Genomic DNA, 23183 nt, shown 5'->3' with positions numbered 1-23183 from the left:
GGGGGTACTTTCGACAGGCGACCGGTCGCTTGCCGACAATGCGTCACGCCACCCGGCTGATGGCCTGCCACGCGGGGCAACCTCGGCCCGTCCGACGTTCCGATGCCGCATGCCATCCCGCCCACTCGCACCGCCGCACGAAACGTGGTAGAGGGTCGACATGTTCACCTTCCGTACCGGAGGCGCCCTGCGCCGACCGATCTTGTCCCTGCGTTCCCCTTGTCCAGCATGTTTTGCGCACCGGGCACATCTGATGCATGGGGCGCATGGGGCGCACGGGGCGCACGGCGCGCGCGGGGCGCACCCGCTCGGCCAGGCGCAGCCCCTGCCGTCCGTCCTGGCGTCCGCCGCATCTTCTGTCCTGTCGTCCGTGCTGTCACCCGCCCTGCCCCTGCTGGCGCTCCTGCTCGTACTGGCCGCATGCCCCGTGCAGGCCGCCCAGCCGTCGGCTGCGGCATCTCCGCCGTCCGTATCCGACAGCCGGGCAGACGATCCGTTACCCGCCGCGCCCGCATCCGTGGTGCTCTACCCCCGTTCCGCGCGGGTCACGGTGGAAGACCGGGTGACGGTGGAGACCGCGCCCGGGGGCGGACAATCGTTCCGGGTGGCCCTGCCCGCCGGGGCGGACCCGGCTACCCTGTCCGTGACCATCCCCGGCAACGGAGTGGCATCGATAAGCATTCGTGAAGCCGACGCGGCCGAGTCCCCGCGCGTGGCGCGCCTGCGGGTCGAACTGGCCGGACTGCGGCGCGAGGCCGCGTCCGTGGCCGGGTCCATCGCCGCCACCGAGGCGCGCATGGCCCTGTGGTCCAAGCCCCCGGTAACCAACGCCCCCACAGCCGACCTGGAACGGCTGGACGCCCAGATGGCCCGTCGTCTGGCGGAACTGAACGCCACCCTGCCCGACCTGCGCGACAAGGAAGCCGCGCTGGTCGCGCGCATCGACAGGCTGGAGCAGGAACTGAACAACGCGGGCGGCGCGGCGCGCACGGCGCCGGTGGCCACGGTGCTGCTGGCAAGTCCGGCGCGCGGCCCCCTGGCCGTGTCGTATGCCTACACCCTGCGCGACGCGGGCTGGCGACCCGCCTACCGGCTGGAGGCCTTTCCGGACAAGGACAGCGTGGGGTTCACCTTCGAGGCGGAAATCCGCCAGGGAAGTTCCGTGGACTGGAATGGCGCGCGCCTGTCCGTGGCCACGGTGGAACCGGGCACGGCCCTGCAACCGCCGCCCCTGCGCAACTGGCAGTTGCGGCCCGTTCTGGGCGTGACGCCCATGCCCATGGCCATGAAGGCGGCCCCCATGGCCGCCGAGGCCGTGGCCCTGCGCGCCGACGCCGCGTCCGGCGCACCTGTGGACGAAAAGGCCACCTACGAGGTGTGGGACCTTGGTCAGCGCACCCTGCCCGCAGGCGGCAGCGCCCGCGTGGCCCTGCGCAACGAAACATGGCCTGCTGCCTTCCGGCACACCGTGCGCCCGGCGGCAGACCCGCGCGCCTTCCTTACCGCCGCCGTCACCCTGCCCGAACCGCGCCACTACCCCGCGGGCGAGGCGCTGTACGTGGCCGACGGGGCCAGCGTGGGCAGTGCGACCTTCAGCCTGGCGGAGGACAAGGCCGACATCTTTTTCGGCAGCGACCCCATGGTATCCGCCACCATGCGCCTGGACGAACGCAAGAGCGGCCGCGAAGGGCTGGTGAACAAGCAGCAGACCCGCACCTGGGCCTGGACCATCGAGGTGGCCAACCGGCGCGCCACCCCGGTGTCCGTGCGCGTGGAAGACGCGGAACCGCAACCGCGCGACACGGCCATCAACCTCAGCGTGGAATCCGACCCCAGGCCCGCCACGGAAAACCACCACCTGGTATGGAACCTGGATGTTGCCCCCCGCGCCACCGCCACCATCCGGCACGCGGTGCGGGCCACGGCCCCGGCGGACATGCGTCTGGATGACGGCAGATAGAAACAGGCAAGGGATTGGCGAAACTGCCCCCCCGAAAACGACGACGGCCCGTCCGGATGGACGGGCCGTTTCGTATGCTCACGGCAAAAGAACCAGGGGGGTGCGTGTGCGGCGAGCGCGGAGCGGAACGCCCCATCCCGCATGCCGCATGGTCAACTGTCCGGTCAGCTCTTGATGCTGCGCTGACAGAAGGCCACCACGCCCTGCGCGAGATCCGGCGTTTCCGGCCAGAAGATGCGGCGGCGGTTCAGCCCCAGCAACAGGATGCCGACGATGCGCGCCGTTTCCGGCACGTCGATGTCGTCGCGCACCGTGCCGTCGCGGATGCCCCGGATCAGGCAGGCCTCCACGGTCTGGAACAGGCTGGTGGACAGCGCGTCCATCACCGCGCGGGCGCTGGGAATGGTGGTGTAGGTATTCAGCAGCACCCGGGTGTCCGTCAGGCGCTTGTCGATGAATCCGCAGTGGTCCAGGATCAGCGTTTCCAACAGGCAATAGCCGCTCTTCTGCCGTTCCTTGATGGCCGCCATCAGCTTCCGGTACTCTTCCAGATAGGTTTCGACGATGACGTCGAACACTTCCTGCTTGGAACGGTAGTGCCGGTAGATGGCCGCGTCCGTCACGTTGGACGTCTTGGCGATCTGGGCGATGGTGGTACCCTTGAAGCCGTTGGCGGCAAACAGGATACGTGCGTTTTCCAGTATCAGGTCTTTGGAAGATGCCATGCGTGCCTCTTTTCTGGATGCGTCCGCCGCTGGAAGAGCGAAAGGTGCGGAACGCGCGTTGCGCAGCACACCATAGACACGTTCCCGCAGGCGGCGTCAAGCACGGGAATTTGCGCAGCGTCGGATTCGCATGCCGGAGAGCGATGCCCATCGCCCCCGCCGGAATGCATCGGGATGGGTGTCCACATGCCCGTCAATCCGTCCCGCAGGCGGCCCGTCAGGGTTGCCAACGCCCGTCAGGCCCCGTCAGCTCCGACAGGCTCCGTGCGCCCCCTATACGTAGTCGCCGGGTATCTCCTGGCCGCGCAACACGCGCAGCACGCCCGATGCCAGGGCGTGCATTTCTTCCACCTCGGGCAGCACCACCACCGGGGCCAGCCATTGCAGCCGCTGGCGCAACCGTTCCGTCAGCCGCACGCTGCGGGCCATGCCGCCGGTCAGCACCACCCCGGTGATACGGGGCGGACACGCGGGATCGCCCGTGGCGGGCTGGCCGCACCCGGCGCCGCTGCCGCCATCCATCAGCGCGGGCGACAGCGAGGCGATTTCCTTGGCGATGGTGTAGGCCACGGCCTCGAACACCAGCGCGGCGTGGGCGTCGGGCGGGGCGCCGTCCGTTCCGTCTTTATCGCAACGGGACGCCCCGTCCCTATCGCAGCGGGACGTACCGTCCTTATCGCAGCGGGACGTACCGTCCTTATCGCAGCGGGACGTACCGTCCTTATCGCAGCGAGACGTTCCGTCCATGCGCCGCTCCAGCACGCGCAGGTCGTTGGTGCCGCAATGCGCCCACATGCCGCCCTCGCGCAGGATGATGCGCCTGAGCTGTTCGAAGGTGTAGGTGCCGTCCTGCACCAGCGACAGCACGCCCAGCGACGGCAGGCGGCCGGTGCGTTCCGGCGCGATGGGGCCGTCGCCGTCCAGCGCGTTGATGACGTCCACGATGCGCCCGCAGCGGTGCGCCGCCACGGAAATGCCGCCCCCCATGTGCGCCACCAGCCAGCGGTTGGCCGCATAGTCAACGCCCAGCAGTTCGGCGGCCCGCCGTGCGGCGGAGCGCTGGCTGAGGGCATGGAACACACTGCGGCGCGGCAGGGCGGGCAGGCCGGAAATGCGGGCCACCTCGTCCATCTCGTCGGTGACGGGCGGGTCCACGATGTACGCGGCCACGCCCCAGCGGGCGGCGTAGTCATGGGCGAGCGGCGCGCCGAGGTTGCAGGGGTGCTCGCCGTAGCGGGCCTGCTCCAGCGTTTCCAGCATGGCCGGGGTGATGCGCCACGCCCCGCCGGGCATGGGCGGCAGCAGGCCGCCGCGCCCGGCCACGGCGGCCAGGGGCATGTCGGCCATGCCGTGTTCGGCCAGCAGCGCGTCCACGGCGGCGCGGCGGTAGGCGTACTGGGCGATGACCGTGGGAAAGGCCGCAAGCTCGTCGCGCGGGTGCTCCACGGTTTCGGAAAACACCTCGGTTGCACCCTCGTACAGGGCCACCTTGGTGGAGGTGGAACCGGGGTTGATGGCCAGAATGCGTTCGCCGGACTGGCTGGCGGTGCGTGAAGGCTGGGAACTCAGATGGGTATCCTCTCGAAAGGCTGTGTCATGCGGATGCGGCGGCCCGGAAGCGGAACCGCCAACAGCCGGAAGGCCGGTTTGCCTAGCTTCTTGCGGCCAGGGCCAGATACCCCGCCAGCGCGATGGAACAGAACTTGGACCGTTCGCTGTCCCCGCGCGAGGTGACCACCAGCGGCGCGGAACTGCCCGCCATGGTGCTGGCCATGTCCGCATGGGCCAGGGTGGTCAGCGACTTATACAGGATGTTGCCGCTCTCGATGTCCGGCGCCACGAGAATGTCCGCGCACCCGGCCACGGGATGGTCCACGCCCTTGCGGGCGGCGGCGTCGGGCGAAATGGCGATGTCCAGCGCCATGGGCCCGGCCACGTCCGCCGCGCCGAACTCGCCCTGATCGGCCATGCGGGCCACGATCTGGGCATCCAGCGTGGCGGGCATGGCGGGCAGGATGACCTTTTCCGTGGCGGCCAGCATGGCCACGCGGGGCCGGGCAATGCCCAACGCGCGGGCCACGGCCACGGCGTTGTGCACGATTTCCAGCTTGCGCTGCAGGTTGGGGCGGATGTTCACGGCGGCGTCGGTCATCATGGCCAGGCGCGTGCCGCCGCCCGGTACGGGCAGTTCGAACACGGCCACATGACTCAGCACGCCCTTGGGCGGCAGACCCGTGGTGCGGTTGAGCACCCGACGCAACAGTACATCGGTATTCACGAGGCCCTTCATGAGCACCTCGGCCTCGCCGCGCCGCACCATGTCCACGGCACATTGCACCGCCTCGCGCGGGTCGGGGGCGTGCACGGCGGCGATGTCGGAAATGTCGCGCGAGAGCTCGCCAGCAATGCGCGCGGCCTGCTCCATGTCGCCCACCAGCAGGGGCTGGGCAATGCCCCGGTCCATGGCGTCCAGCAGCGCGCCCAAGGCGTGGGCTTCTGCACAGGCCGCCAGAACGATGCGCGGGCGTGCCCCGCAGGCGGCCACGCGCGCCACCAACTCGTCAAGGCCGCGCGGCCCCTGCCCGCCCGTGTGCGGGCCCTGGCAAATCTTTGCTTCAGTGGTCAAACCGGCATGCTCCGCTGGATATGGACGTCGTGAACGGGAAGCAGCAAACGAGGACGCGGGGGGAAACGTGTACGTTTGGCCATCTCTTCATGCAGGGGTGGCAAGTTTGCTGGAACGCAAGGAAGGCGGCGTTTCCGCGATGGGAACGCACTCTTCCGTGCGTGACCAGAGCGGAAACGGCGGCTGACGCAGCGATCCGGCAAAATCGCCGCCCCTGCGCGATGCCCGCAGGAATTTTGCCCCGTGGGCAAGGAAAAGCGCTGCCGCGCAAGGGAGCGTACGCATTGCAAATCTCTTCATGCAGGGGTGGCAAGTTTGCTGGAGCGCAAGGAAGGCGGCGTTTCCGCGATGGGAACGCACTCTTCCGTGCGTGACCAGAGCGGAAATGGCGGCTGACGCAGCGATCCGGCAAAATCGCCGCCCCTGCTAGTCGTCATCGCCGCGCTTCATGGCGACCACCCCCGTCCTCGCCAGGCTGCGAATGCCGAACGGGCGCAACATGCGGATGAAGCCATCCACCTTCTGGGTGTCGCCGGTCATTTCCACGGTCATGGTTTCCTGGCCCATGCCGATGACGCTGGCCCGGAACACCTCGCACACCTGCATGATCTGGGTGGTGGTTTCGCGGGTCACGTCCACCTTCACCAGCACCAGTTCGCGGTCCACGAAGTCGCGGCGTGAAAGGTCCTCGACCGTGGCCACCACGTCCTGGGCGCGCAGTTCGTCGGCGATGGATTCCAGTTCGGCCTCGTGGTCCTCCACGGTCAGCACAAGGCGGGAAACGTCGAAATCCTCGGTCTCGGCGCAGGATATGGAACGAAAGCTGATGCCCCGGCGCCGGAAGACGTCCGTGGCCTCGGCCACGGCCCCGGCCCTGTTCTTCACCAGCACGGACAATGTATGTTTCATGGCGGCACTCCCATGTGTCGATGAGGTGGAGCATAGCGCGACGGTGGCGCTTCACGCAACGCCTTGACCGGATATCGGCAACGCGTGACCGGTGCGGGAATGGCCGCAGAAAGACCATGCGTTCGCCTCTGGCGGGCAACAACGCCCATGTGACTGGCAGGCTACGGGCAAGAGATTGAGCGGACCGGGCTGGACTGAACCAAACCGGGGCGGGTTGGGCCGCACCGGAACAGAGCGCGGTGCGAAACCGAAAGGAACACACCAGGCATTGCGCCCCCATCCCGACTAACGGTATCCGATACGGCGGCGCAACGCGCCGCGCATGCCGCCAGCCAGACTGACGGGCGGCAACAAGACACACCACCAGGGAGACACCGCCATGACCTACCGTTCCGAACCCGACGAGGAATTCAGCCCGCGCGCGGAGCACGCCCGCATCCCGTACGCCGCAAGGCGCACGCCACTGCGCACCCTGCTGCTGGGCCTGGCTGCCCTGTGCGTGGCGGTGTACGCCGCCACCGCCATCCTGCCCACGGGCGCGTTGGCCCCCAATGCCCGCGCCGCAGAGGTCAAGGCCGCCGAACCGCGCAACGTGACGCCGGAAGAAGTCACCGTCCTCATGCAGCAGCACAAGGGCGACGAGGCCTTCATGATCCTTGATGTGCGCACTCCGGCGGAATTCGCCGAAGGGCACCTTGTCGACGCGCGCAACTTCGACGTCAAGGCGTCGGACTTCCACGACCGCGTGGGGTCGCTGAACCGCAACCGCACCTATGTTGTGTACTGCCGTTCGGGCAACCGCAGCGGCAAGGCCGTGGACGCCATGCGCGACATGGGCTTCACCTCCATCCTGCACATGAACGGCGGCATGCTGGCCTGGGGCGAGGCCAAGCTGCCGGTGGAAAAGCCGTAGCAACGGCGGGCTCCGGTGAAGGCATACCACCTTCACCGGAGCCGCCTGCCCCCCTCCCCCTGCCTCTTGGTCAAGATTTTGATTCATGCATGAATCGAAATCTTCCTGCCGCACCTCCGTTCACAGCACGAGCTTGCCGCATGCCTCTCCGGGCGCGAGCCGTTTCCTGTAAGAAATCATCTGCAGTTTCAGCATGTTTTATCAACACCCCACCACTTCCCCGCCTACGTTCCCCTTTTCCGCGCCTTTCGACCCCACCATGCGATGCACAATCGCATCAGAACCTGCGCATACTTGCGAGGTTGCGAACCCTGCCGATTCATTCTAGCATCGCACCGGAAAGGCCGCCCTGTCGGACGAGCTCGCAACTACACGTAGTTACATGCATTCCGCATTGAGGCACAGTCTCTGCTTCGCACGGCGGCAGCAGCGTGTCTGCATATCGTGACCACACTGCGTTCCCAACGTCCACCACGCAGCAGCGCCATCGCCATCCCCTGCCGCATCGGCACCCGGTCGCGGCGGGCACGGGCCGTCCGGTCCGCTACGGTATCCCGCGCCCCCGGCCCCGCTTGCCCCAATCGTTCCCACCACCCGCAAGGAGTCCGCAACATGGCCATCCAGAGTCTCAACCCGGCCACCGGAGAAGTGCTTGCCTCGTTCGATGCCTATACGCCCGAGCACACCCGCCAGATCCTGGACGCCACCGCCGCCGCCTGGGAAAACTGGCGCCTGCTCAGCCATGCCCGCCGCGCCGAATATCTGAAGAAGGCCGCGGACGAACTGCGCCACCAGGCCCCCTGGCTGGCGGAAATCATGGCCCGCGAAATGGGCAAGCCGGTGCGCCTGGGCGAAGGCGAGGCGCTGAAGTGCGCCGCCGTGTGCGACTACTACGCCACGGAGGGCGAGGCCATGCTGGCCCCCGTGCCCGTGCCCGGCGCGGGGCGCAAGGCCTTCATCACCTATGAACCGCTGGGCACCGTGCTGACGGTGATGCCCTGGAACTTTCCCTTCTGGCAGGTGTTCCGCATTGCCGCGCCCTCGCTGATGGCGGGCAACACCGTGGTGCTCAAGCACGCCTCCAACGTGCCCCAGTGCGCCCTGGCCATAGAGCAGATTTTCAAGGACGCGGGCTTTCCCGAACACGTCTTCCGCACCCTGCTCATAGGCGCGCGACAGGTGGAAGCGGTGCTGGACCACCCCTCGGTCTTCGCCGTCAGCCTTACGGGCAGCGAGCCCGCAGGCCGCAAGGTGGCCGCCGCCGCCGGGGCCCGCCTGAAGAAATCGGTCATGGAACTGGGCGGCAGCGACCCCTTCATCGTGCTGCCCGATGCCGATCTGGAAGAAGCGGTGAAGGTGGCCACCCAATCCCGCTGCGGCAACACCGGCCAGACCTGCATCGCGGCCAAGCGCTTCATCGTGCTGGACGAGGTGTACGACGAATTCCTGGCCCGGCTGGGCGAAAGCTTCGGCAAGCTGGTGATGGGCAACCCGCTGGACAAGTCCACGGACATGGGCCCCATGTCCTCGGCGGGCCTGCGCAAGGAATTGCAGGAACAGGTGGACCGCTGCGTGCGCGCGGGCGGCATCGTGCGCATGGGCGGCGCCATTCCGGAAGGGCCGGGCGCGTTCTACCCGCCCTCCATCATCACCGACGTGCCCACCGACGATCCCGTGTGCCGCGAAGAACTGTTCGGCCCCGTGGCGCTGGTGTTCCGCGTGTCGTCGGTGGACAAGGCCGTGGCCCTGGCCAACGACACCCCCTTCGGCCTTGGCGGCTCCGTCTGGTCGCGCGACGAGGAAGGCGCCCTGCAGATTGCCGCGCGCATCCGCACCGGGTGCGTGTTCATCAACAGCCTGGTGCGCAGCGATGTGCACCTGCCCTTCGGCGGCATCGGCAATTCCGGCTACGGGCGCGAACTGGGCGCCTACGGCATCCGCGAATTCGTCAACGTCAAGTCCATCTGCGTGGGGTAGGGGCTGCCCCCAATTGTCTTTTCGCACGTTGGCTGACCGACCCGAAGGGCGCATAGCGTGCCCGTTAAGCGAACTTGCGAGCTTTACGGGCATCGAGCGCAGAGCGGTCAAACTTCGCCTGCCATGTCGGTCAAATACGATAAGAGCGCGTTGCGGTCCTCATCCGTAAGGCTCGAAGACTCGCCAACGGCTGAGGCATACTCCCTCATGGCAGGCTCGTTTTCCTTGCCAACGAACGAAAATCCTAATCGGGAGACAGCCCCGGTTCGCCATTCCGATTTTCACGCTGCCCCGCCTCACCGTCCGAGACGCATCCGCTTTCCGGACACCATGTTGTCTGCTACAGGGTGACCATGACGACACATGCCGACCTGCTCGCCATTCTGGATGCCGCCAGCTACGCCGTGGTCGCGCTGGACCTGAACTGCCGCGTGCTCTACCTGAACAAGAGCGCCAGGCTGTTCCTGCACAAGCGCGGCCGCTACGTGGAAGACTGCATCGGCTGCGAAGGCGACCAGATTCTGCCGCTGGCCACCCCCAAGGTGCGCAAGGCCCTGACCACGGCGGAATTCAAGGCGGGTGTGGGCCGCATGGTGGACAAGGGCAACCAGCTCTTCTACGAAATCACCCCCCTGATGCAGGACGGCAAGCTGGCGGGCGCCGTGGTCAGCCTGCAACGGCCGGAACGCTTCGAGCAGATGGCCTGCAATCTGGAAACCTACCAGAACCTGGCCCTGCGCCTGCAAACCATCTTCGATTCCTCCAGCGACGGCATCTGGGTTTCGGACGAGAACGGCGTGGTGCTGGACATCAACAACGCCTCGGAAAAGCTCAACGGCGTCAACGCCGCCACCCTGCGCGGCCAGAACGTGCGCACCCTGCTGGAGCGCGGACTGATCGACGATTCCGTCACCGTGCGCGTGTTGCAGACCAAGCGCCAGCAGACCATCATCCAGAATATCAAGAAGACCGGGCGCCAGTTGCTGGTCACCGGCACCCCGGCCTTCAACGACCGGGGCGAACTGTATCTGGTGGTGGCCAACGAACGCGACATCACCGACCTGAACGTCCTGCAGGAAAACCTGGAGCAGGCCCGCCGCGCGCAGGAAAAGGTGCAGCGTGAACTGGAAGGCCTGACCATGCTGGAGTACGAACGCGGCGGGGTGGTGGCGGAATCGAAGTCCATGCGCCGCGTGCTGATGACCTGCCTCAAACTGGCCCAGCTGGAAGCCACCACCTTGCTGCTGCTTGGCGAATCGGGCACCGGCAAGGGACTGCTGGCCAAGTTCATCCACAAGAGCGGCCCGCGCCAGACCAAGCCCTTCATCTCGGTGAACTGCGCGGCCCTGCCGGACAGCCTGTTCGAGGCGGAACTGTTCGGCTACGAGAAGGGCGCCTTCACCGGCGCGCTGGAAACGGGCCGCGTGGGGCTGATGGAACTGGCGGGCGACGGCACGCTGTTCCTCGACGAAGTGGGCGAGATTTCACCCAGCGGACAGGCCAAGCTGCTGAAGGCGCTGGACGAACGGGAATTCCTGCCGCTCGGCAGCAACAAGCCCCGCCCGCTGGAATGCAACATCATCGCCGCCACCAACCGCGACCTGAAGGCCATGACCGAGGCCAAGAAGTTTCGCGAAGACCTGCTGTACCGCCTGAAGACCTTCACCGTGTCCATCCCGCCACTGCGCGAACGGCGCGAAGACCTGTTCGAACTGGTCACCCTGCTGCTGAAGCAGAACAACGAACGCTACGGCACGCACAAGCGCATCACCCCCCGTTTTCTGGACACGCTGCAGCAGTATCCCTTCCCCGGCAACGTGCGCGAACTGACGGGCCTGATCCGCCAGGGCGTGGTCATGTGCGACGACGTGGTGCTGGACGATTTTCTGGAAGACCAGATCGGCAACAAGGCGGAGCAGCAGGACGCGGAGGCGACCACCTCGCTCACCGCCGCCGTGGATGCGGTGGAACGCGAAATGCTCATCAAGGCCCGCGCCGTCTGCCACGGCACCCGCGAAATGGCCACCTACCTCGGCATCAGCCAGCCCACGGTGGTGCGCAAACTGCGCCGCCACGGCATCCGCCCGCCCCGCAACGCCGAATAGCCGCCTTGCCCCCGGCCACGCCGCCATCTTCCGCCCCCCCCGCTTCCCCCTCACCGCCCCTGCGCTCTCCGCGCCCTCTCCCGCCTTCCCGACGCAAGCCGAAATCCACGACCGCCAGGCCCCGTGCACCCTCCCCCGCCCCTTACGCCAACCGCCCGCCAGCATTCGCGCGCACTCTCTGCCGCCGCCCGGTCCCACTCCGCAACGGGCCCTTGCAGCATCCCCGATGCAAAAACAAATCACACCGGCTCACCACACGTGCGCGGCAACCCGTGTCTCTACCTGCAGCAATCTGATTTCATTACATTAAAAATGCACATTTTCGTAACAAACGTACACTGACTTGTTGCTCAATGAGAAATTTAATTAATAATTACACCACTGATACAATAGCGAATCATTTTTGAAGGCAAGGCAGCCATAAACAACTCAGAATGATTCATATGTGCATCGAAAGGACATGGCAATGTCGCCAAATCAACATATAACGCACTTGAATTAAAGGCTAACTTACCAACGGCACACAGGTTGATAGAGGGGAACCCAGGCAACAGCATCCCACAGAGAGGGTTCCCATGAATCAACAGACCAAAGACCTGATGGATCGAAGGGCCAAGTCCGTCGCCAAGGGCGTGTTCAACGCGGCGCCGGTGTTTGCAGCCAAGGCGGAAGGGGCCGTGATCACCGATGTGGAAGGGCGCGAGTTCATCGACTTTGCCGGGGGCATAGGCGTGATGAACGTGGGCCACAACCACCCGAAGGTGGTGGAGGCCATCAAGCGGCAGGCGGACAAGCTGCTGCACTCGTGCTTCCACATCGTGATGTATGAAGAATACGTGGCCCTGTGCGAAAAACTGGCCGCGCTCACGCCGGGGTCGTTCCCCAAAAAGGCCGCCCTGTTCAACAGCGGGGCCGAGGCGGTGGAAAACGCCGTCAAGATCGCCCGCCACGCCACCGGCAGGCAGGGTGTGGTGGTATTCGAAAACAGCTTCCATGGCCGCACCCTGCTGGCCATGTCGCTGACCAGCAAGGTCAAGCCCTACAAGTTCGGCTTCGGCCCCTACGCGCCGGAAATCTATCGTATTCCCTACGCCTACTGTTACCGCTGCCCCATGGGCAAGGAATACCCCTCGTGCGATGTGGCCTGCGCCGACCTGCTGCGCAAGGCCTTCGTCAACAGCTTCGCGCCCGAGAACATCGCCTGCCTGCTCGTGGAACCCATCGTGGGCGAGGGTGGCTTCGCCACGCCGCCGCCGGAATACTTCGCCAGGCTGAAGGCCATCTGCGAGGAATTCGGCATCGTGTTCATCGCCGACGAGGTGCAGACCGGCGCAGCCCGCACCGGCAGGATGTTTGCCATGGAGCACTGGGGCGTGGAGCCGGACCTTGTGTGCATGGCCAAGTCCATCGGCGGGGGCATGCCCATTTCCGCCGTGGCGGGCAAGGCGGAACTGATGGATTCGCCCCAGGTGGGCGGCCTTGGCGGCACCTACGGGGGCAACCCGGTGTGTTGCGCCGCAGCGCTGGCCGCGCTGGAAGCCATAGAGGCCGATGGCCTGGTGGCCCGGTCCGAGGCGCTGGGCACAAAGCTGTTCGCCGCCTTCGGCGAAATGCAGAAGAAATACGCCATCATCGGCGACGTGCGGGGCAAGGGCTCCATGATTGCCCTTGAACTGGTGCACGACCGCACCGCCAGGACCCCGGCAGCGGACAAGGCCAAGGCCCTGACCGCGTACTGCTTCGAAAAGGGTCTCATCCTGCTTTCGTGCGGCAACTACGGCAACGTCATCCGCACGCTGATGCCGCTGGCCATCACCGATGCCCAGTTGGACAAGGCCATGGCCATCATCGACGAGGGCTTCGCCGCCATCGCATAACCCCCACCGCGCGAGGGGCTGTTTCAAAAGCAGGTTTTCCGTTCGTTGGCAAGGAAAACGAGTCTGCCATGAGGGAATATACTCTTCTCGTATTTGACTGAGCCTCAGCCGTTAGGCGAGCTTGCGAGTCTTACGGATGAGGACAGCAAAGCAATGGCAGGCGAAGTTTGACGAAGCCAACGGGCGGAAGGACCATTTGGAAACAGCCCCGAAAGGAGAGAGGAATGAAAAGTTCACGCTTGCTGGCCGCAGTCCTGACGCTGTGCCTGACCGTTCCGGCCATGGCCTTCGCCGCCCCCTCCGTGAAGGTGGGCAACATCCTGCCCCTTTCCGGCCCGTCCGCCTCCGTGGGGCAGCAGGGCAAGCAGGCCCGCGAAATGGCCGTCGAGGAAATCAACGCCGCGGGCGGCATCAAGTCGCTTGGCGGGGCCAAGATCGAACTGTTGTACGCCGACTCCAAGTCCGACCCCAACGTGGGCGTGACCGAGGCCGAACGCTTCATCAACACGGAAAAGGTGCACCTGATCACCGGCGCCTGGAACTCCGGCGTCACCTATCCCACCACGGCGGTGGCCGAACGCTACGGCGTGCCCTACATCGTGCCGGTTTCGGTGCGCGACACCATCACCGAGCGCGGCTTCAAGAACGTGTTCCGCATTGCCGCCAAGGATTCGTGGTGGACGCGCGACCAGTTCACCTTCCTGAAGGACATGCAGAAGGAATTCGGCGGCACCCTGTCCTCCGTGGCCTTCGTGTATGAAAACGGCGACTGGGGCACCGGCTTTGCCGCCCAGTGGAAGGAACTGGTGAAGGCTTCCGGCATGCAGGTGGTGCTGGACGAACCCTACTCCTCGTCCTCCACCGACCTGACCCCGCTGGTGAACAAGATCCGCCGCGCCAAGCCCGACGTGCTGCTGCTGGTCTCCAACGCCGCAGACGCCATCCTGCTCACCAACACCCTGGCCGACTACAAGGTCAGCCCCAAGGTCATCCTGGGTTCCGGCGGCGGCCATGCCGACCCCACCTTCCTTTCCGCCTGCGGCGTCAACGCCCGCTACGTCTTCGACATCGTGGAATGGGAAGCGGACGTGAACAAGCCCGGCGCCAAGGAAGCCAACGAGAAGTACCGCGCCAGGTACGGCACCAACCTGACCGGCGAGGCGGTGGACGCCTACGTGGCCATGTACGTGATGGCCGACGCGCTGGAACGCGCCGGTTCGCTCGACCCGGCCGCCATCCGCAAGGCCCTGGCCGAAACCGACTACAAGACCGGTCCCGGCATGATCGTGACCTACGACGCCATCAAGTTCGACGAATCCGGCCAGAACCTTAACGCCGCCCTTGCCATCGTGCAGATCAACGACCTGGGCAAGGGGCTTGAGCGCATCACCGTGTGGCCCAAGGCTGCCCGCCGCGCGGGGTACACCCCCGTGTTCCCCATGCCCAAGAAGTAGCCGCGACAGACGCGGGGCAGGGCACGCGCCCTGCCCCGCAAACCGCCTGGAGCTTTCATGGATCCGGTCTTTCTCGCACAGGATTGCATCAACGGCGTACTTATGGGCCTGATCTACGGTCTGGTGGCCCTGGGGCTGACCCTGATCTTCGGGGTGCTCAAGGTCATCAACTTCGCCCACGGCTCGTTCCTGATGGTGGGCATGTACGTCGCCTACTGGGCCGTCACCCTTTCCGGACTGTCCCCCTACCCGGCCCTGGTGATCATCGTTCCGGCCATGTTCCTGTTCGGGTACTGGGTCCAGCACCTGCTGATCCGCCCCATCTTCATCGCGGAAAAGAACGTGCGCGAACCCATCACGGTCATCATCGTCACCACCGGCCTGTGGTACGTGCTGGACAACCTGGCCCTGCTGGTGTTCGGCCCGGACTACCGCGCCCTGAACCCCAACCCGCTGAAAGGCCAGATGCTGGAAATGGGCGAGATTTTCGTCTCCGTGCCTAAGCTGTACGGGGCCCTGGCCACCCTGGCCACCGCCGGGGGGCTGCACCTTTTCCTGCAACACACCCGGCTTGGCCGCGCCGTGCGCGCCACCAGCCTGGACCGCGAGGCCGCCAGCCTGATGGGCATCGGCCAGTGGAAGATCTTCAACATCGCCTTCGGCATCGGCACCGCCGTGGCCGGCATTTCCGGCGCGGTGCTGACGCCGTTCTACAACGTCTACCCCACCGTGGGCATTCCCTTCGACATCAAGTCGTTCGTCATCGTCGTGCTGGGCGGGTTGGGCTCCATCTGGGGCGCCCTGGTCGGCGGGGTCATCATCGGGCTCATCGAGTCCATCGGACCCAACTTCATGACCTCCACCTGGACGGAAGGCATCGTGTACGCCCTTTTCCTGCTGGTGCTTTTCGTCAAACCTTCCGGCCTGTTCGGGCAGCAACAGGACTGGTAAGCGCACCACGAGCGACACATGACACAACAGGAATTCAAGCGGAACTGTCTCATCGCCGTAACGCTGGCCGCCTTTGCCCTGCCACTGGTGGTGCGCAGCGCGACCTACCTGCACATCCTGATCATCCTGTACCTGTACGCGTACATGACCACCACCTGGAACCTGGTGGGCGGCTTTGCCGGGGTGTTGCCGCTGGGGCATTCGGTGTTCGTGGGCATAGGGGCCTACACCTCCACCATTCTCTGGCTGCAGTACGGCATCAGCCCGTGGATAGGCATGCTGGTGGGGGCCGTGCTGGCCGCCGGGGTGGGCTACCTGATCGGCAAGCCCACCCTGAAGATGCGCGGGGCCTACTTTGCCCTGTCCACCATGGCCTTCGTGGAAGGCATCCGGGTGATGGTCGAGAACATCGACATGCTGGGCCCCCTGAAGCTGAACGGCCCGCGCGGGCTGAACATACCGCCGCTGCAGGCGGGCGAGGGCAGCTTCTGGGCCTTCCAGTTCGCCAGCAAGGAACCGTACTACTACATCATCCTGACCATGCTGGTGGCGGTGCTGGCCATGACTGCGGCCATATCCCGCTCCAAGATGGGCTATTACCTGAAGAGCGGCGGCGAAGACCCGGATGCGGCGCAGGCCCTTGGCGTGAACGTGGCCCGCTACAAGGTCACCGCCATGGCCATCTCGTCGTTTCTCACGGCGCTGGCCGGCACCTTTCTGGCCCAGCTGACCCTGTTCATCTACCCCAAGAGCGTGCTGACGCTGGATCTTTCCTTCGAACTGGCGTTCATCGCGCTCATCGGCGGGCGCGGCTCCATCGCCGGGCCCATCATCGGCGCGCTGCTGCTGCGCCCGGTGACGGAATTCAGCCGCATCTACTTCTCGGCCACCTTGCCGGGACTGCACCTGATCATTCTCGGCGTGGTGCTGATCGTCGTCATGCTGTACCAGCCGCGTGGCCTTACGGAGCCGCTGCTGCGGCTGTTCGACAAGGTGGCCGCGCGGTTTGCCCCGGCTCCGCCGGATGATCCGGGTACGCCAGATGCGCAAGGCGGACCAGACGGGCCGGGCGCACCCGCAACACATGCCACACCGGCGGCACCCACCACCCAGGGCTCCGCATCGCCTCAGGAGGAACGTCCATGAGCCTGCTGCAAGTCCAGGAAGTGACCATGCGCTTCGGCGGCCTCATCGCCGTCAACGACCTGAGCCTGGAAATCGGGCGGGGGCAGATTCTCGGCCTCATCGGTCCCAACGGCGCGGGCAAGTCCACCGCCTTCAACTGCGTGGCCGGGCTGTACAAACCCACCGAGGGGCACATCCTGTTCGACGGAGAGGACGTGACCGGCCAGAAGCCGTGGGACCTGTGCAAAAAGGGCCTTGCCCGCACCTTCCAGATCGTCAAGCCCTTCCAGTCCATGACCGTGCTGGACAATGTGACCGTGGGGGCCTTTGCCGTCACCGACCGCCGCGACGAGGCGCGCGACAAGGCCATGGAGGTGCTGCGACTGCTGGGCATGGGCAGCAAGAGCAACGCCCTGCCCGGTTCGCTGACCATCGCCGACCGCAAGCGGCTGGAAATCGCCCGCGCCCTGGCCACGGACCCCAAGCTGCTGCTGCTCGACGAGGTCATGGCGGGTCTGCGCCCCACCGAGGTGGACGAGATGATCGACATCATCCGCGCCCTGCGAGAGCGCGGCATGACCATCTTCGTCATCGAGCACATCATGCGGGCCATCATGGCCCTGTCGGACGAGATCGTGGTCATCCACTTCGGCCAGAAGATATGCCGCGGCAAACCGGAACAGGTGGCCCGGGACGAAAACGTCATCAAGGCCTACCTGGGAGAGAACTATGGCACTGCTTGACATGGAGAAGGTCAACGTCGCCTACGGCGACGTGCAGGTACTGTACGACCTGAACATCTCCGTCCGCGAAGGCGAGGTGGTGTCCATCATCGGCGGCAACGGGGCGGGCAAGACCACCATGCTGAAGACCGTATCGGCGCTGCTGCGGCCCGACAGCGGGTCCATCACCTTCAACGGCGCGCCCATGCACGCCCTGCCGCCGGAAGAAGTGGTAAACCACGGTCTGGTGCACGTGCCGGAAGGCCGGCGGCTGTTCTCGCTGATGAGCGTGAAGGACAACCTGCTGGCCGGGGCGCACAACAAGAAGGCCTACGCGGTGCGCGAACGGACGCTGGAAGAGGTCTTCACCATGTTCCCCCGCCTGCGCGAACGCCAGAACCAGGCGGCCATGACCCTTTCCGGCGGCGAACAGCAAATGGTGGCCATAGGCCGGGGCCTGATGGCCTGTCCCAAAATGTTGATGCTGGATGAACCCTCGCTGGGGCTTGCGCCCATCCTGATCGCGGAAATCTTCCGCACCATCCGCGCCATTGCCGACAAGGGGCTGACCGTGCTGCTGGTGGAACAGGACGTGAAGCACTCGCTGAGCCTGTCCGACCGGGGCTACGTGCTGGAACACGGCCGCGCCGCCATGGAAGGCCCGGCTGGCGAACTGTTGGACAGCCCGTACATCCGCGAGGCGTACCTGGGCATCTAGGCCCCCGCAAGGCGTCCCCCTCCTTCCCACGCAAAAGAACGGCGGCCCTCCCCAAGGAGGACCGCCGTTTTACTGTTCAACTTTCAGATGGCGTAGCTGCCACCGTACGGCACCGGCAGACCTTCAGTTTCCGCAAGCAGTCCGTGCGCTGGCAAGGAGGATGAGGATTTTACGCAGGGAGCATACTCTTTGGTATGTGACCGGAGTAAAACCGGAATCCGACGAAGCCAGCGCGCGGAGAACTTGCGGAAACTAACAGCCTTCGCCGTTACCGCGACACCCGCCCCCAGCACACGACGTCTTGCCCACCCCGCCCTTGCGACCGCGCAGGGCGGCGGTGTTGCCGTTGCCGAAGACCACTTCCAGGGCGTCCTCGATGAAGCCGGAGGCTTCCACCGGCTGCACCCCGGCGGCCACCAGAATCCCTTCCGGGTGCGCGCCGAAGGCGGCGCACAGCAGGGCGCGGCAATCGTGCAGGGTATGGGCCACCTGCTTCCAGCGTTCGGGGCCGCAGCCGGGTTTGGGCGCAAGGCGTTCTTCCACCAGGAAGAACCCGTTCACGCCCTGCCCCCAGATCTGGAACCGGGCGGCCTCGCCCAGGTGCTGGTTGACCAGCATGCCTTCGCGGGTGGCCACGGCCACATAGGGGCGCTCGGCATCCTCGGTCTTGACGGCGGCACAGGCGCGCAGGGTTTCGGCCATCTCGGCGGACTTGTCCTCGTGCAGCAGGCCCACGGCGTCGGCGCGGCAGCGCTTGCAGTGGGTCATCTGCGAAATGTGCTCGCCCGCGCCCTTGCGCGCCGCGTTGACGGCGGCGGCGTCAGGTTCCGGCAGATGCGCCAGCGGGGTGTCTGCCGTGGGCTTCAGCGGGATGATGTTCTGGATGGTCGCCCCCAGTTCGCCCACAACGCGCGCCACCTCTTCCACATGGTGGTCATTCACGCCGGGCACCAGGATGGTGTTCACCTTGACGATCATGCCGCGCTCCACAAGGCCGCGCACCGATTCCAGCTGGCGCGAAAGCAGCAGTTCCGCCGCCTCGCGGCCACGCCAGACCACCTTGTCATCGCGCACCCAGGAGTACAGCTTTTCGCCGATGGCCGGGTCCACCGCGTTGATGGTGACGGTGACGTGGGTGACACCCAGTTCCTTCAGCCGGTCGAGGTGCGGCGGCAGGCCGAGACCGTTGGACGAAAGGCAGAACAGCAGCTCGGGGTGCTTTTCATGCACCAGGCGCAGCGTTTCCAGCGTTTCCGCGGGGTTGGCCATGGGATCGCCGGGGCCTGCAATGCCGATGACGGTAATGCGCGGGTCAGCGGCCAGCACCTTGTCCACGTAGTCCAGGGCCTGGCGCGGCGAAAGCACTGCGCTGGTCACGCCGGGACGCGATTCGTTGACGCAGTCGTACTTGCGGTTGCAGTACCCACACTGGATGTTGCACCTGGGCGCCACGGGAACGTGGACGCGACCGCAGGACGAGGCGCTGTTGCGATCAAAGCACGGATGGCCGGGGGGGGTGGTGCGCAGCGGCTTCATGGCGGTCTCCTTGATTCCTACAGGTAACAATAGCCGACCGGGCTATCGGTCTGGGTCTTCTCGATGACGGCGTTGACGATGCGGTCCATGAGGGCCTGGGCACCGGCGTAGCCCACATGCAGCAGGCGGTGGCCACCGAAGCGGTCGTGGATGGGAAAGCCCGCCCGCACAAGGGGGATGTTCCACTGCCGGGCGTAGCGGTAGCCCTTGCTGTTGCCCACCAGGAGGTCGGGCGAAAGTCCTTCTGCCGTGTCGGCGATTTCCTCGAAGTCCGCGCCCTCGATGACCATGGGCATTTCGGGCAGCAGGCCTTCGGTAACGGCGGCAATGGATTCGGCCAGATGCGCCCCGCGCGTGCCGGTGGCGGCCAGCACGGTGTGCACGCCGATCTCGGTCAGCAGGGAGACGAGTCCGATGACCAGATCCGCCTCGCCGTAGACCACGGCGCGCTTGCCGGACACATACTTGTGGCCGTCCACCAGGGCGTCCACGAACCGTCCGCGTTCCAGTTCGTGCTTGCGGGGCAGCGGCTTGCCGGTGACGGCTTCCAGCGCGGCGACAAGGGCGTCGGTTTCGCGCAGGCCGATGGGCAGCCCCACTCCGTGCAACGACAGGCCAAAGCGTTCGTGCAGCACCCGCCCTGCCGTGGCCGGGCCAGTGGATCCGGTCGGCGTCATGGCCAGCGAGCGCCCGCATTCGATGACACCCGCAGCCCCGGACAGGGCGCGGATATCGGCCAGCGGAGTGCCGCCTTCGGGCAGCGGGGTGTAGTCTTCCAGCGCCGGGCCATCCAGCGGGTCGGACAGGTCGGGCAGGATAACCGCTTCTGAACCGAAATCGGTAATCAGGTCGCGCAGGTGGCGCAGGTCCGCCGGGGAAACGAAGCCGGGCAGCAGGGCCACCTTGCCGTGGGGTTCCACCTTGTCCTTGGCCAGCTGGTCCACCAGGGCGCGCACGGCGGCGTTCCAGCCTTCCATGTGCGTGCCGTTGTAGCTGGGCGTGTGCACATGGACGATTTCCGGCAGGTCAAGGTCGCCGAATTCGTTGCGGAATTCGCGCAGATAGCCGCCCACGTCATCACCGATGGTCTCGGTGAGGCAGGTGGTGGCTACGCCCACCAGCACGGGTTCGTACTTCTTCATGACGTTGAGGATGCCCTTCTTCAGGTTGGGCCCCCCGCCGTACACGGCCTGCTTTTCGCCCAGCGAGGACGAGGCGATGTCCATGGGTTCGCGGTAGTGGCTGATCACGTAACGCCGCATGTAGGTGGCGCAGCCCTGCGAACCGTGCAGGAAGGGCACGGCGCCCTCCACGCCCCGGAAGGCCAGCATGGCCCCCAGCGGCGTGCACAGCTTGCAGGCGTTGGTGGTGGAAACGAAATCGGGGCGCTTGGGGCGCGGAGTCTTGCCGGGCTTGCCGCCGCTGGTGGCAGGCGCGGTCTTCAGGGCCACCGGGGTCAGGCCACTGTCGTCAGGGGCAGTTTCCAGGCCGGTTTCCGGCGCTTCGGAACAGTCGCAACCCTCGGCGCAGCCGTCTGCACAACTATCGGCGCAACTATCCGCGCAGCTTCCGCCACAGTCGCAGGAACCGGAATACTCGTCGGCGCACAGTCCGTCATTGGCAACATACTCAAACGTCATGACACACCCCCTATGCATCCGCGCCAGCGGTAACAGCGGCGCGCCGGGACCGGCGGGGCACGAACCGCCAGACGGGACTCATGACCGAGGCGTGCACCTCGCGGGCGAAGTTGTACATGCCCTCGAAACCGGCCAGCGCGATCTTGCGCTCGTGGTTGTGGTCACAGAAGCCCACGCCCAGCTTGTGGGCAATGGGGCGTTCCTTCACGCCGCCCACGAACACGTCCACGTCCAGCTCGCGCACGTAGTGCGAAAGCTCCAGCGGGTTGGCGTCGTCGATGATGACGGTGCCGGGGTCGCACACGGTTTCCAGTTCCTGGTACTCTTCCTGCGTGCCGGTCTGCGAGCCCACCAGCACCACGTTCATGCCGATGTGCCGGAAGGCCTTGATCAGCGAGAACGCCTTGAACGAACCGCCCACGTAGATGGCGGCGCGCTTGCCGGAAAGGTCGCGCCGGATGTCGCGCAGGCGCGGCATGAGGGCGGCCAGTTCCTCGCGCACGAGGTCGCGGGTGCGTTCCACGATGCCGGGGTCCACGGCTTCGAAATGTTCGGCCACGGCGTACAGCGAATCGGCCATGTCCTCGATGCCCAGGTACGACACGCGCAGGTGCGGGGTGCCGTATTTTTCCTTCATCATCTTGGCCAGATCCATGGTGGACCCGCTGCACTGCACCAGATTCAGGGCGGCGCCGTGGCAGCGGCGGATGTCGTCCACGCGACCGTCGCCGGTGATGTTGGCCACCACCTGAATGCCCATGCGCTCAAGGTAGCCACGCACGATCCAGATTTCGCCCGCCAGGTTGAAGTCGCCGAGGATGTTCACGGAAAGGGGCGAAACATCGTCCGTGGGTGCGGTGCCCACCAGCTGGAACATGGCCTTGCACGCGGCAAGGTAGCCTTCGCGCTTGTTGCCCTTGAAGCCTTCCGACTGCACGGGAATGACCGGGATGCCCTTCTTCTCGGACATCTTGCGGCATACGGCGCCCAGATCGTCGCCGATCAGGCCCACGATGCAGGTGGAGTAGACGAAGGCGGCCTTGGGCTGGTGCAGGTCGATCAGTTCGTCCAGCGCGGCGGCCAGCTTCTTTTCGCCGCCGAAGATGACGTCCTTTTCCTGCAGGTCGGTGGAAAAGCTCAGGCGGTGCAGTTCCGGCCCGGACGAAAGCGCCCCCCGGATGTCCCAGGTGTAGGCGGCGCAGCCGATGGGGCCGTGCACCAGGTGCAGCGCGTCGGCGATGGGGTACAGCACCACGCGCGAGCCGCAGAACACGCAGGCGCGCTGGCTGACGGCCCCCGCGAGGCTCTCGCGGTTGCAGGCCATGTCGATGGGACCCTGCCCGGCGCGGTGCACCTGCTTCTTCCGTTCGTCCAGAAGATCCGCGTCGCGGCATTCTGCCGTGGCGGTGGTGTTGGGTGCGGTTGCGGTGGTCATGGTCGCCTTCCTTCTTTTTACGCCTCCGGCGGGCAAGGGGCTTTGCGCGTTGCGATCGCCATCCGTAATGCTCGAAGACTCGCATAACGGCTGCCGTCCCCTGCACCCCTCTCGGGAGGGTGCCCCCAAATAAAAAGTTTGGGGGGGTGGGGTCCGGGGAGGGAGACCTTTTTTAAAAGGTCCCCTCCCCGGAAGATTCTGTTTTAGTACATCAAATACTCGGCATTAGGTTCGCCGTCTTCGATGCCGTCGAGGATGGCATCGATGGCGTCGTGGCTGTCCACGCCCTTGAACCACCAGTTCTGCGGCTGCACCACGAGGACGGGGCCTTCCTCGCAGGCCTTCAGACACCCGGTGGCAGTGACCAGGATGTCCAGACCGCGATCAAGGATTTCCTCTTCGAGGTACTGCAGGAACCCGTCGGTCTGCTTGAAACAGACGCCCTTGGGTTCGCCCTTGTGACGGAAGCTCTGGCATACGAGAATCTGATGCGTCGGCTTGGGCATGGTC

At 65.8% G+C, this 23183-nt stretch carries 18 protein-coding genes; 10 read left to right on the top strand and 8 right to left on the bottom strand.

Going from position 1 to position 23183, the window contains the following annotated elements:
- The first annotated feature begins 253 nt into the window (after nucleotides 1–253).
- Nucleotides 254–1960 (top strand): DUF4139 domain-containing protein, encoded by a 1707-nt coding sequence (locus DESTE_RS14085; RefSeq protein ID WP_084559475.1) that lies wholly within the window; start codon nucleotides 254–256, stop codon nucleotides 1958–1960.
- 164 nt (nucleotides 1961–2124) lie between these two features.
- Here DESTE_RS14085 and DESTE_RS14080 read toward each other — a convergent pair whose 3' ends face one another.
- The 4 genes from DESTE_RS14080 to ilvN all read right to left on the bottom strand — a co-directional run bounded on the left by DESTE_RS14080 (nucleotide 2125) and on the right by ilvN (nucleotide 6220).
- Nucleotides 2125–2685, bottom strand: coding sequence for a TetR/AcrR family transcriptional regulator (locus DESTE_RS14080; RefSeq protein ID WP_035068251.1), 561 nt, complete (start codon nucleotides 2683–2685; stop codon nucleotides 2125–2127).
- A 273-nt stretch (nucleotides 2686–2958) separates the two neighbouring features.
- Entirely contained in the window at nucleotides 2959–4254 is a 1296-nt protein-coding gene (gene buk, locus DESTE_RS14075) for a butyrate kinase (RefSeq protein WP_051384661.1), read from the bottom strand.
- 82 nt (nucleotides 4255–4336) lie between these two features.
- Nucleotides 4337–5311, bottom strand: coding sequence for a phosphate acyltransferase (locus DESTE_RS14070; protein WP_245590855.1), 975 nt, complete (start codon nucleotides 5309–5311; stop codon nucleotides 4337–4339).
- A gap of 426 nt (nucleotides 5312–5737) precedes the next feature.
- Nucleotides 5738–6220, bottom strand: a complete 483-nt coding sequence (gene ilvN, locus DESTE_RS14065; RefSeq protein WP_035068250.1) for an acetolactate synthase small subunit — start codon at nucleotides 6218–6220, stop codon at nucleotides 5738–5740.
- Nucleotides 6221–6599: 379 nt separating this feature from the next.
- Between ilvN and DESTE_RS14060 the strand changes: the two genes are divergently transcribed.
- From DESTE_RS14060 to DESTE_RS14020, 9 genes are all read left to right on the top strand, one after another.
- A complete protein-coding gene (locus tag DESTE_RS14060; protein WP_035068249.1) occupies nucleotides 6600–7133 on the top strand; it encodes a rhodanese-like domain-containing protein in 534 nt (177 codons plus the stop codon).
- Between the two features lie 612 nt (nucleotides 7134–7745).
- Nucleotides 7746–9110 carry an NAD-dependent succinate-semialdehyde dehydrogenase gene (locus DESTE_RS14055; protein ID WP_035068248.1) on the top strand — a complete coding sequence of 455 codons (1365 nt, stop codon included), beginning with the start codon at nucleotides 7746–7748 and terminating at the stop codon, nucleotides 9108–9110.
- Nucleotides 9111–9463: 353 nt separating this feature from the next.
- Nucleotides 9464–11215, top strand: a complete 1752-nt coding sequence (locus tag DESTE_RS14050; protein WP_035068247.1) for a sigma 54-interacting transcriptional regulator — start codon at nucleotides 9464–9466, stop codon at nucleotides 11213–11215.
- 575 nt (nucleotides 11216–11790) lie between these two features.
- Nucleotides 11791–13092 carry a 4-aminobutyrate--2-oxoglutarate transaminase gene (gene gabT, locus DESTE_RS14045; protein ID WP_035068246.1) on the top strand — a complete coding sequence of 434 codons (1302 nt, stop codon included), beginning with the start codon at nucleotides 11791–11793 and terminating at the stop codon, nucleotides 13090–13092.
- A gap of 224 nt (nucleotides 13093–13316) precedes the next feature.
- Nucleotides 13317–14546 carry an ABC transporter substrate-binding protein gene (locus tag DESTE_RS14040; protein ID WP_035068245.1) on the top strand — a complete coding sequence of 410 codons (1230 nt, stop codon included), beginning with the start codon at nucleotides 13317–13319 and terminating at the stop codon, nucleotides 14544–14546.
- 57 nt (nucleotides 14547–14603) lie between these two features.
- Nucleotides 14604–15497 (top strand): branched-chain amino acid ABC transporter permease, encoded by an 894-nt coding sequence (locus tag DESTE_RS14035; RefSeq protein ID WP_035068244.1) that lies wholly within the window; start codon nucleotides 14604–14606, stop codon nucleotides 15495–15497.
- 18 nt (nucleotides 15498–15515) lie between these two features.
- Complete coding sequence (locus tag DESTE_RS14030; protein WP_084559473.1) at nucleotides 15516–16643, top strand: branched-chain amino acid ABC transporter permease; 1128 nt, start codon at nucleotides 15516–15518, stop codon at nucleotides 16641–16643.
- On the top strand, nucleotides 16640–17365 hold the full coding sequence (locus DESTE_RS14025; protein WP_035068243.1) for an ABC transporter ATP-binding protein: 726 nt from the start codon (nucleotides 16640–16642) through the stop codon (nucleotides 17363–17365). The genes DESTE_RS14030 and DESTE_RS14025 overlap by 4 nt, the downstream gene beginning before the upstream one ends.
- Nucleotides 17352–18062: an ABC transporter ATP-binding protein gene (locus DESTE_RS14020; RefSeq protein ID WP_035068242.1), complete on the top strand. Its 711-nt coding sequence runs from the start codon at nucleotides 17352–17354 to the stop codon at nucleotides 18060–18062. Before DESTE_RS14025 ends, DESTE_RS14020 begins: the two co-directional genes overlap by 14 nt.
- 252 nt (nucleotides 18063–18314) lie before the next feature.
- On the opposite strand, the gene nifB is transcribed toward DESTE_RS14020, so the two are convergent.
- The 4 genes from nifB to DESTE_RS14000 all read right to left on the bottom strand — a co-directional run bounded on the left by nifB (nucleotide 18315) and on the right by DESTE_RS14000 (nucleotide 23179).
- Nucleotides 18315–19598: a nitrogenase cofactor biosynthesis protein NifB gene (nifB, locus tag DESTE_RS14015; RefSeq protein ID WP_035068241.1), complete on the bottom strand. Its 1284-nt coding sequence runs from the start codon at nucleotides 19596–19598 to the stop codon at nucleotides 18315–18317.
- 17 nt (nucleotides 19599–19615) lie between these two features.
- A complete protein-coding gene (locus DESTE_RS14010) occupies nucleotides 19616–21238 on the bottom strand; it encodes a nitrogenase component 1 (protein ID WP_245590854.1) in 1623 nt (540 codons plus the stop codon).
- 10 nt (nucleotides 21239–21248) lie between these two features.
- A complete protein-coding gene (gene nifE / locus DESTE_RS14005; protein ID WP_035068240.1) occupies nucleotides 21249–22673 on the bottom strand; it encodes a nitrogenase iron-molybdenum cofactor biosynthesis protein NifE in 1425 nt (474 codons plus the stop codon).
- 203 nt (nucleotides 22674–22876) lie between these two features.
- A complete protein-coding gene (locus tag DESTE_RS14000) occupies nucleotides 22877–23179 on the bottom strand; it encodes a (2Fe-2S) ferredoxin domain-containing protein (RefSeq protein WP_035068239.1) in 303 nt (100 codons plus the stop codon).
- Nucleotides 23180–23183 lie beyond the last annotated feature (4 nt).

Origin of the sequence: Nitratidesulfovibrio termitidis HI1 (assembly GCF_000504305.1) — a bacterium.
In the GTDB taxonomy this organism is placed as follows: domain Bacteria; phylum Desulfobacterota; class Desulfovibrionia; order Desulfovibrionales; family Desulfovibrionaceae; genus Cupidesulfovibrio; species Cupidesulfovibrio termitidis.
This window is presented reverse-complemented; position numbering and strand designations above follow the sequence as displayed.

Excerpts from the sequence above, each read along its gene's own strand:
- DESTE_RS14040 (WP_035068245.1), top strand. The coding sequence starts at position 13,317 with ATGAAAAGTTCACGCTTGCTGGCCGCAGTCCTGACGCTGTGCCTGACC.
- DESTE_RS14080 (WP_035068251.1), bottom strand. The coding sequence starts at position 2,685 with ATGGCATCTTCCAAAGACCTGATACTGGAAAACGCACGTATCCTGTTT.
- DESTE_RS14060 (WP_035068249.1), top strand. The coding sequence starts at position 6,600 with ATGACCTACCGTTCCGAACCCGACGAGGAATTCAGCCCGCGCGCGGAG.
- DESTE_RS14025 (WP_035068243.1), top strand. The coding sequence starts at position 16,640 with ATGAGCCTGCTGCAAGTCCAGGAAGTGACCATGCGCTTCGGCGGCCTC.
- nifE (WP_035068240.1), bottom strand. The coding sequence starts at position 22,673 with ATGACCACCGCAACCGCACCCAACACCACCGCCACGGCAGAATGCCGC.
- ilvN (WP_035068250.1), bottom strand. The coding sequence starts at position 6,220 with ATGAAACATACATTGTCCGTGCTGGTGAAGAACAGGGCCGGGGCCGTG.
- gabT (WP_035068246.1), top strand. The coding sequence starts at position 11,791 with ATGAATCAACAGACCAAAGACCTGATGGATCGAAGGGCCAAGTCCGTC.
- DESTE_RS14050 (WP_035068247.1), top strand. The coding sequence starts at position 9,464 with ATGACGACACATGCCGACCTGCTCGCCATTCTGGATGCCGCCAGCTAC.
- DESTE_RS14010 (WP_245590854.1), bottom strand. The coding sequence starts at position 21,238 with ATGACGTTTGAGTATGTTGCCAATGACGGACTGTGCGCCGACGAGTAT.
- DESTE_RS14055 (WP_035068248.1), top strand. The coding sequence starts at position 7,746 with ATGGCCATCCAGAGTCTCAACCCGGCCACCGGAGAAGTGCTTGCCTCG.
- DESTE_RS14020 (WP_035068242.1), top strand. The coding sequence starts at position 17,352 with ATGGCACTGCTTGACATGGAGAAGGTCAACGTCGCCTACGGCGACGTG.
- DESTE_RS14030 (WP_084559473.1), top strand. The coding sequence starts at position 15,516 with ATGACACAACAGGAATTCAAGCGGAACTGTCTCATCGCCGTAACGCTG.
- DESTE_RS14035 (WP_035068244.1), top strand. The coding sequence starts at position 14,604 with ATGGATCCGGTCTTTCTCGCACAGGATTGCATCAACGGCGTACTTATG.
- nifB (WP_035068241.1), bottom strand. The coding sequence starts at position 19,598 with ATGAAGCCGCTGCGCACCACCCCCCCCGGCCATCCGTGCTTTGATCGC.
- DESTE_RS14085 (WP_084559475.1), top strand. The coding sequence starts at position 254 with ATGCATGGGGCGCATGGGGCGCACGGGGCGCACGGCGCGCGCGGGGCG.
- DESTE_RS14000 (WP_035068239.1), bottom strand. The coding sequence starts at position 23,179 with ATGCCCAAGCCGACGCATCAGATTCTCGTATGCCAGAGCTTCCGTCAC.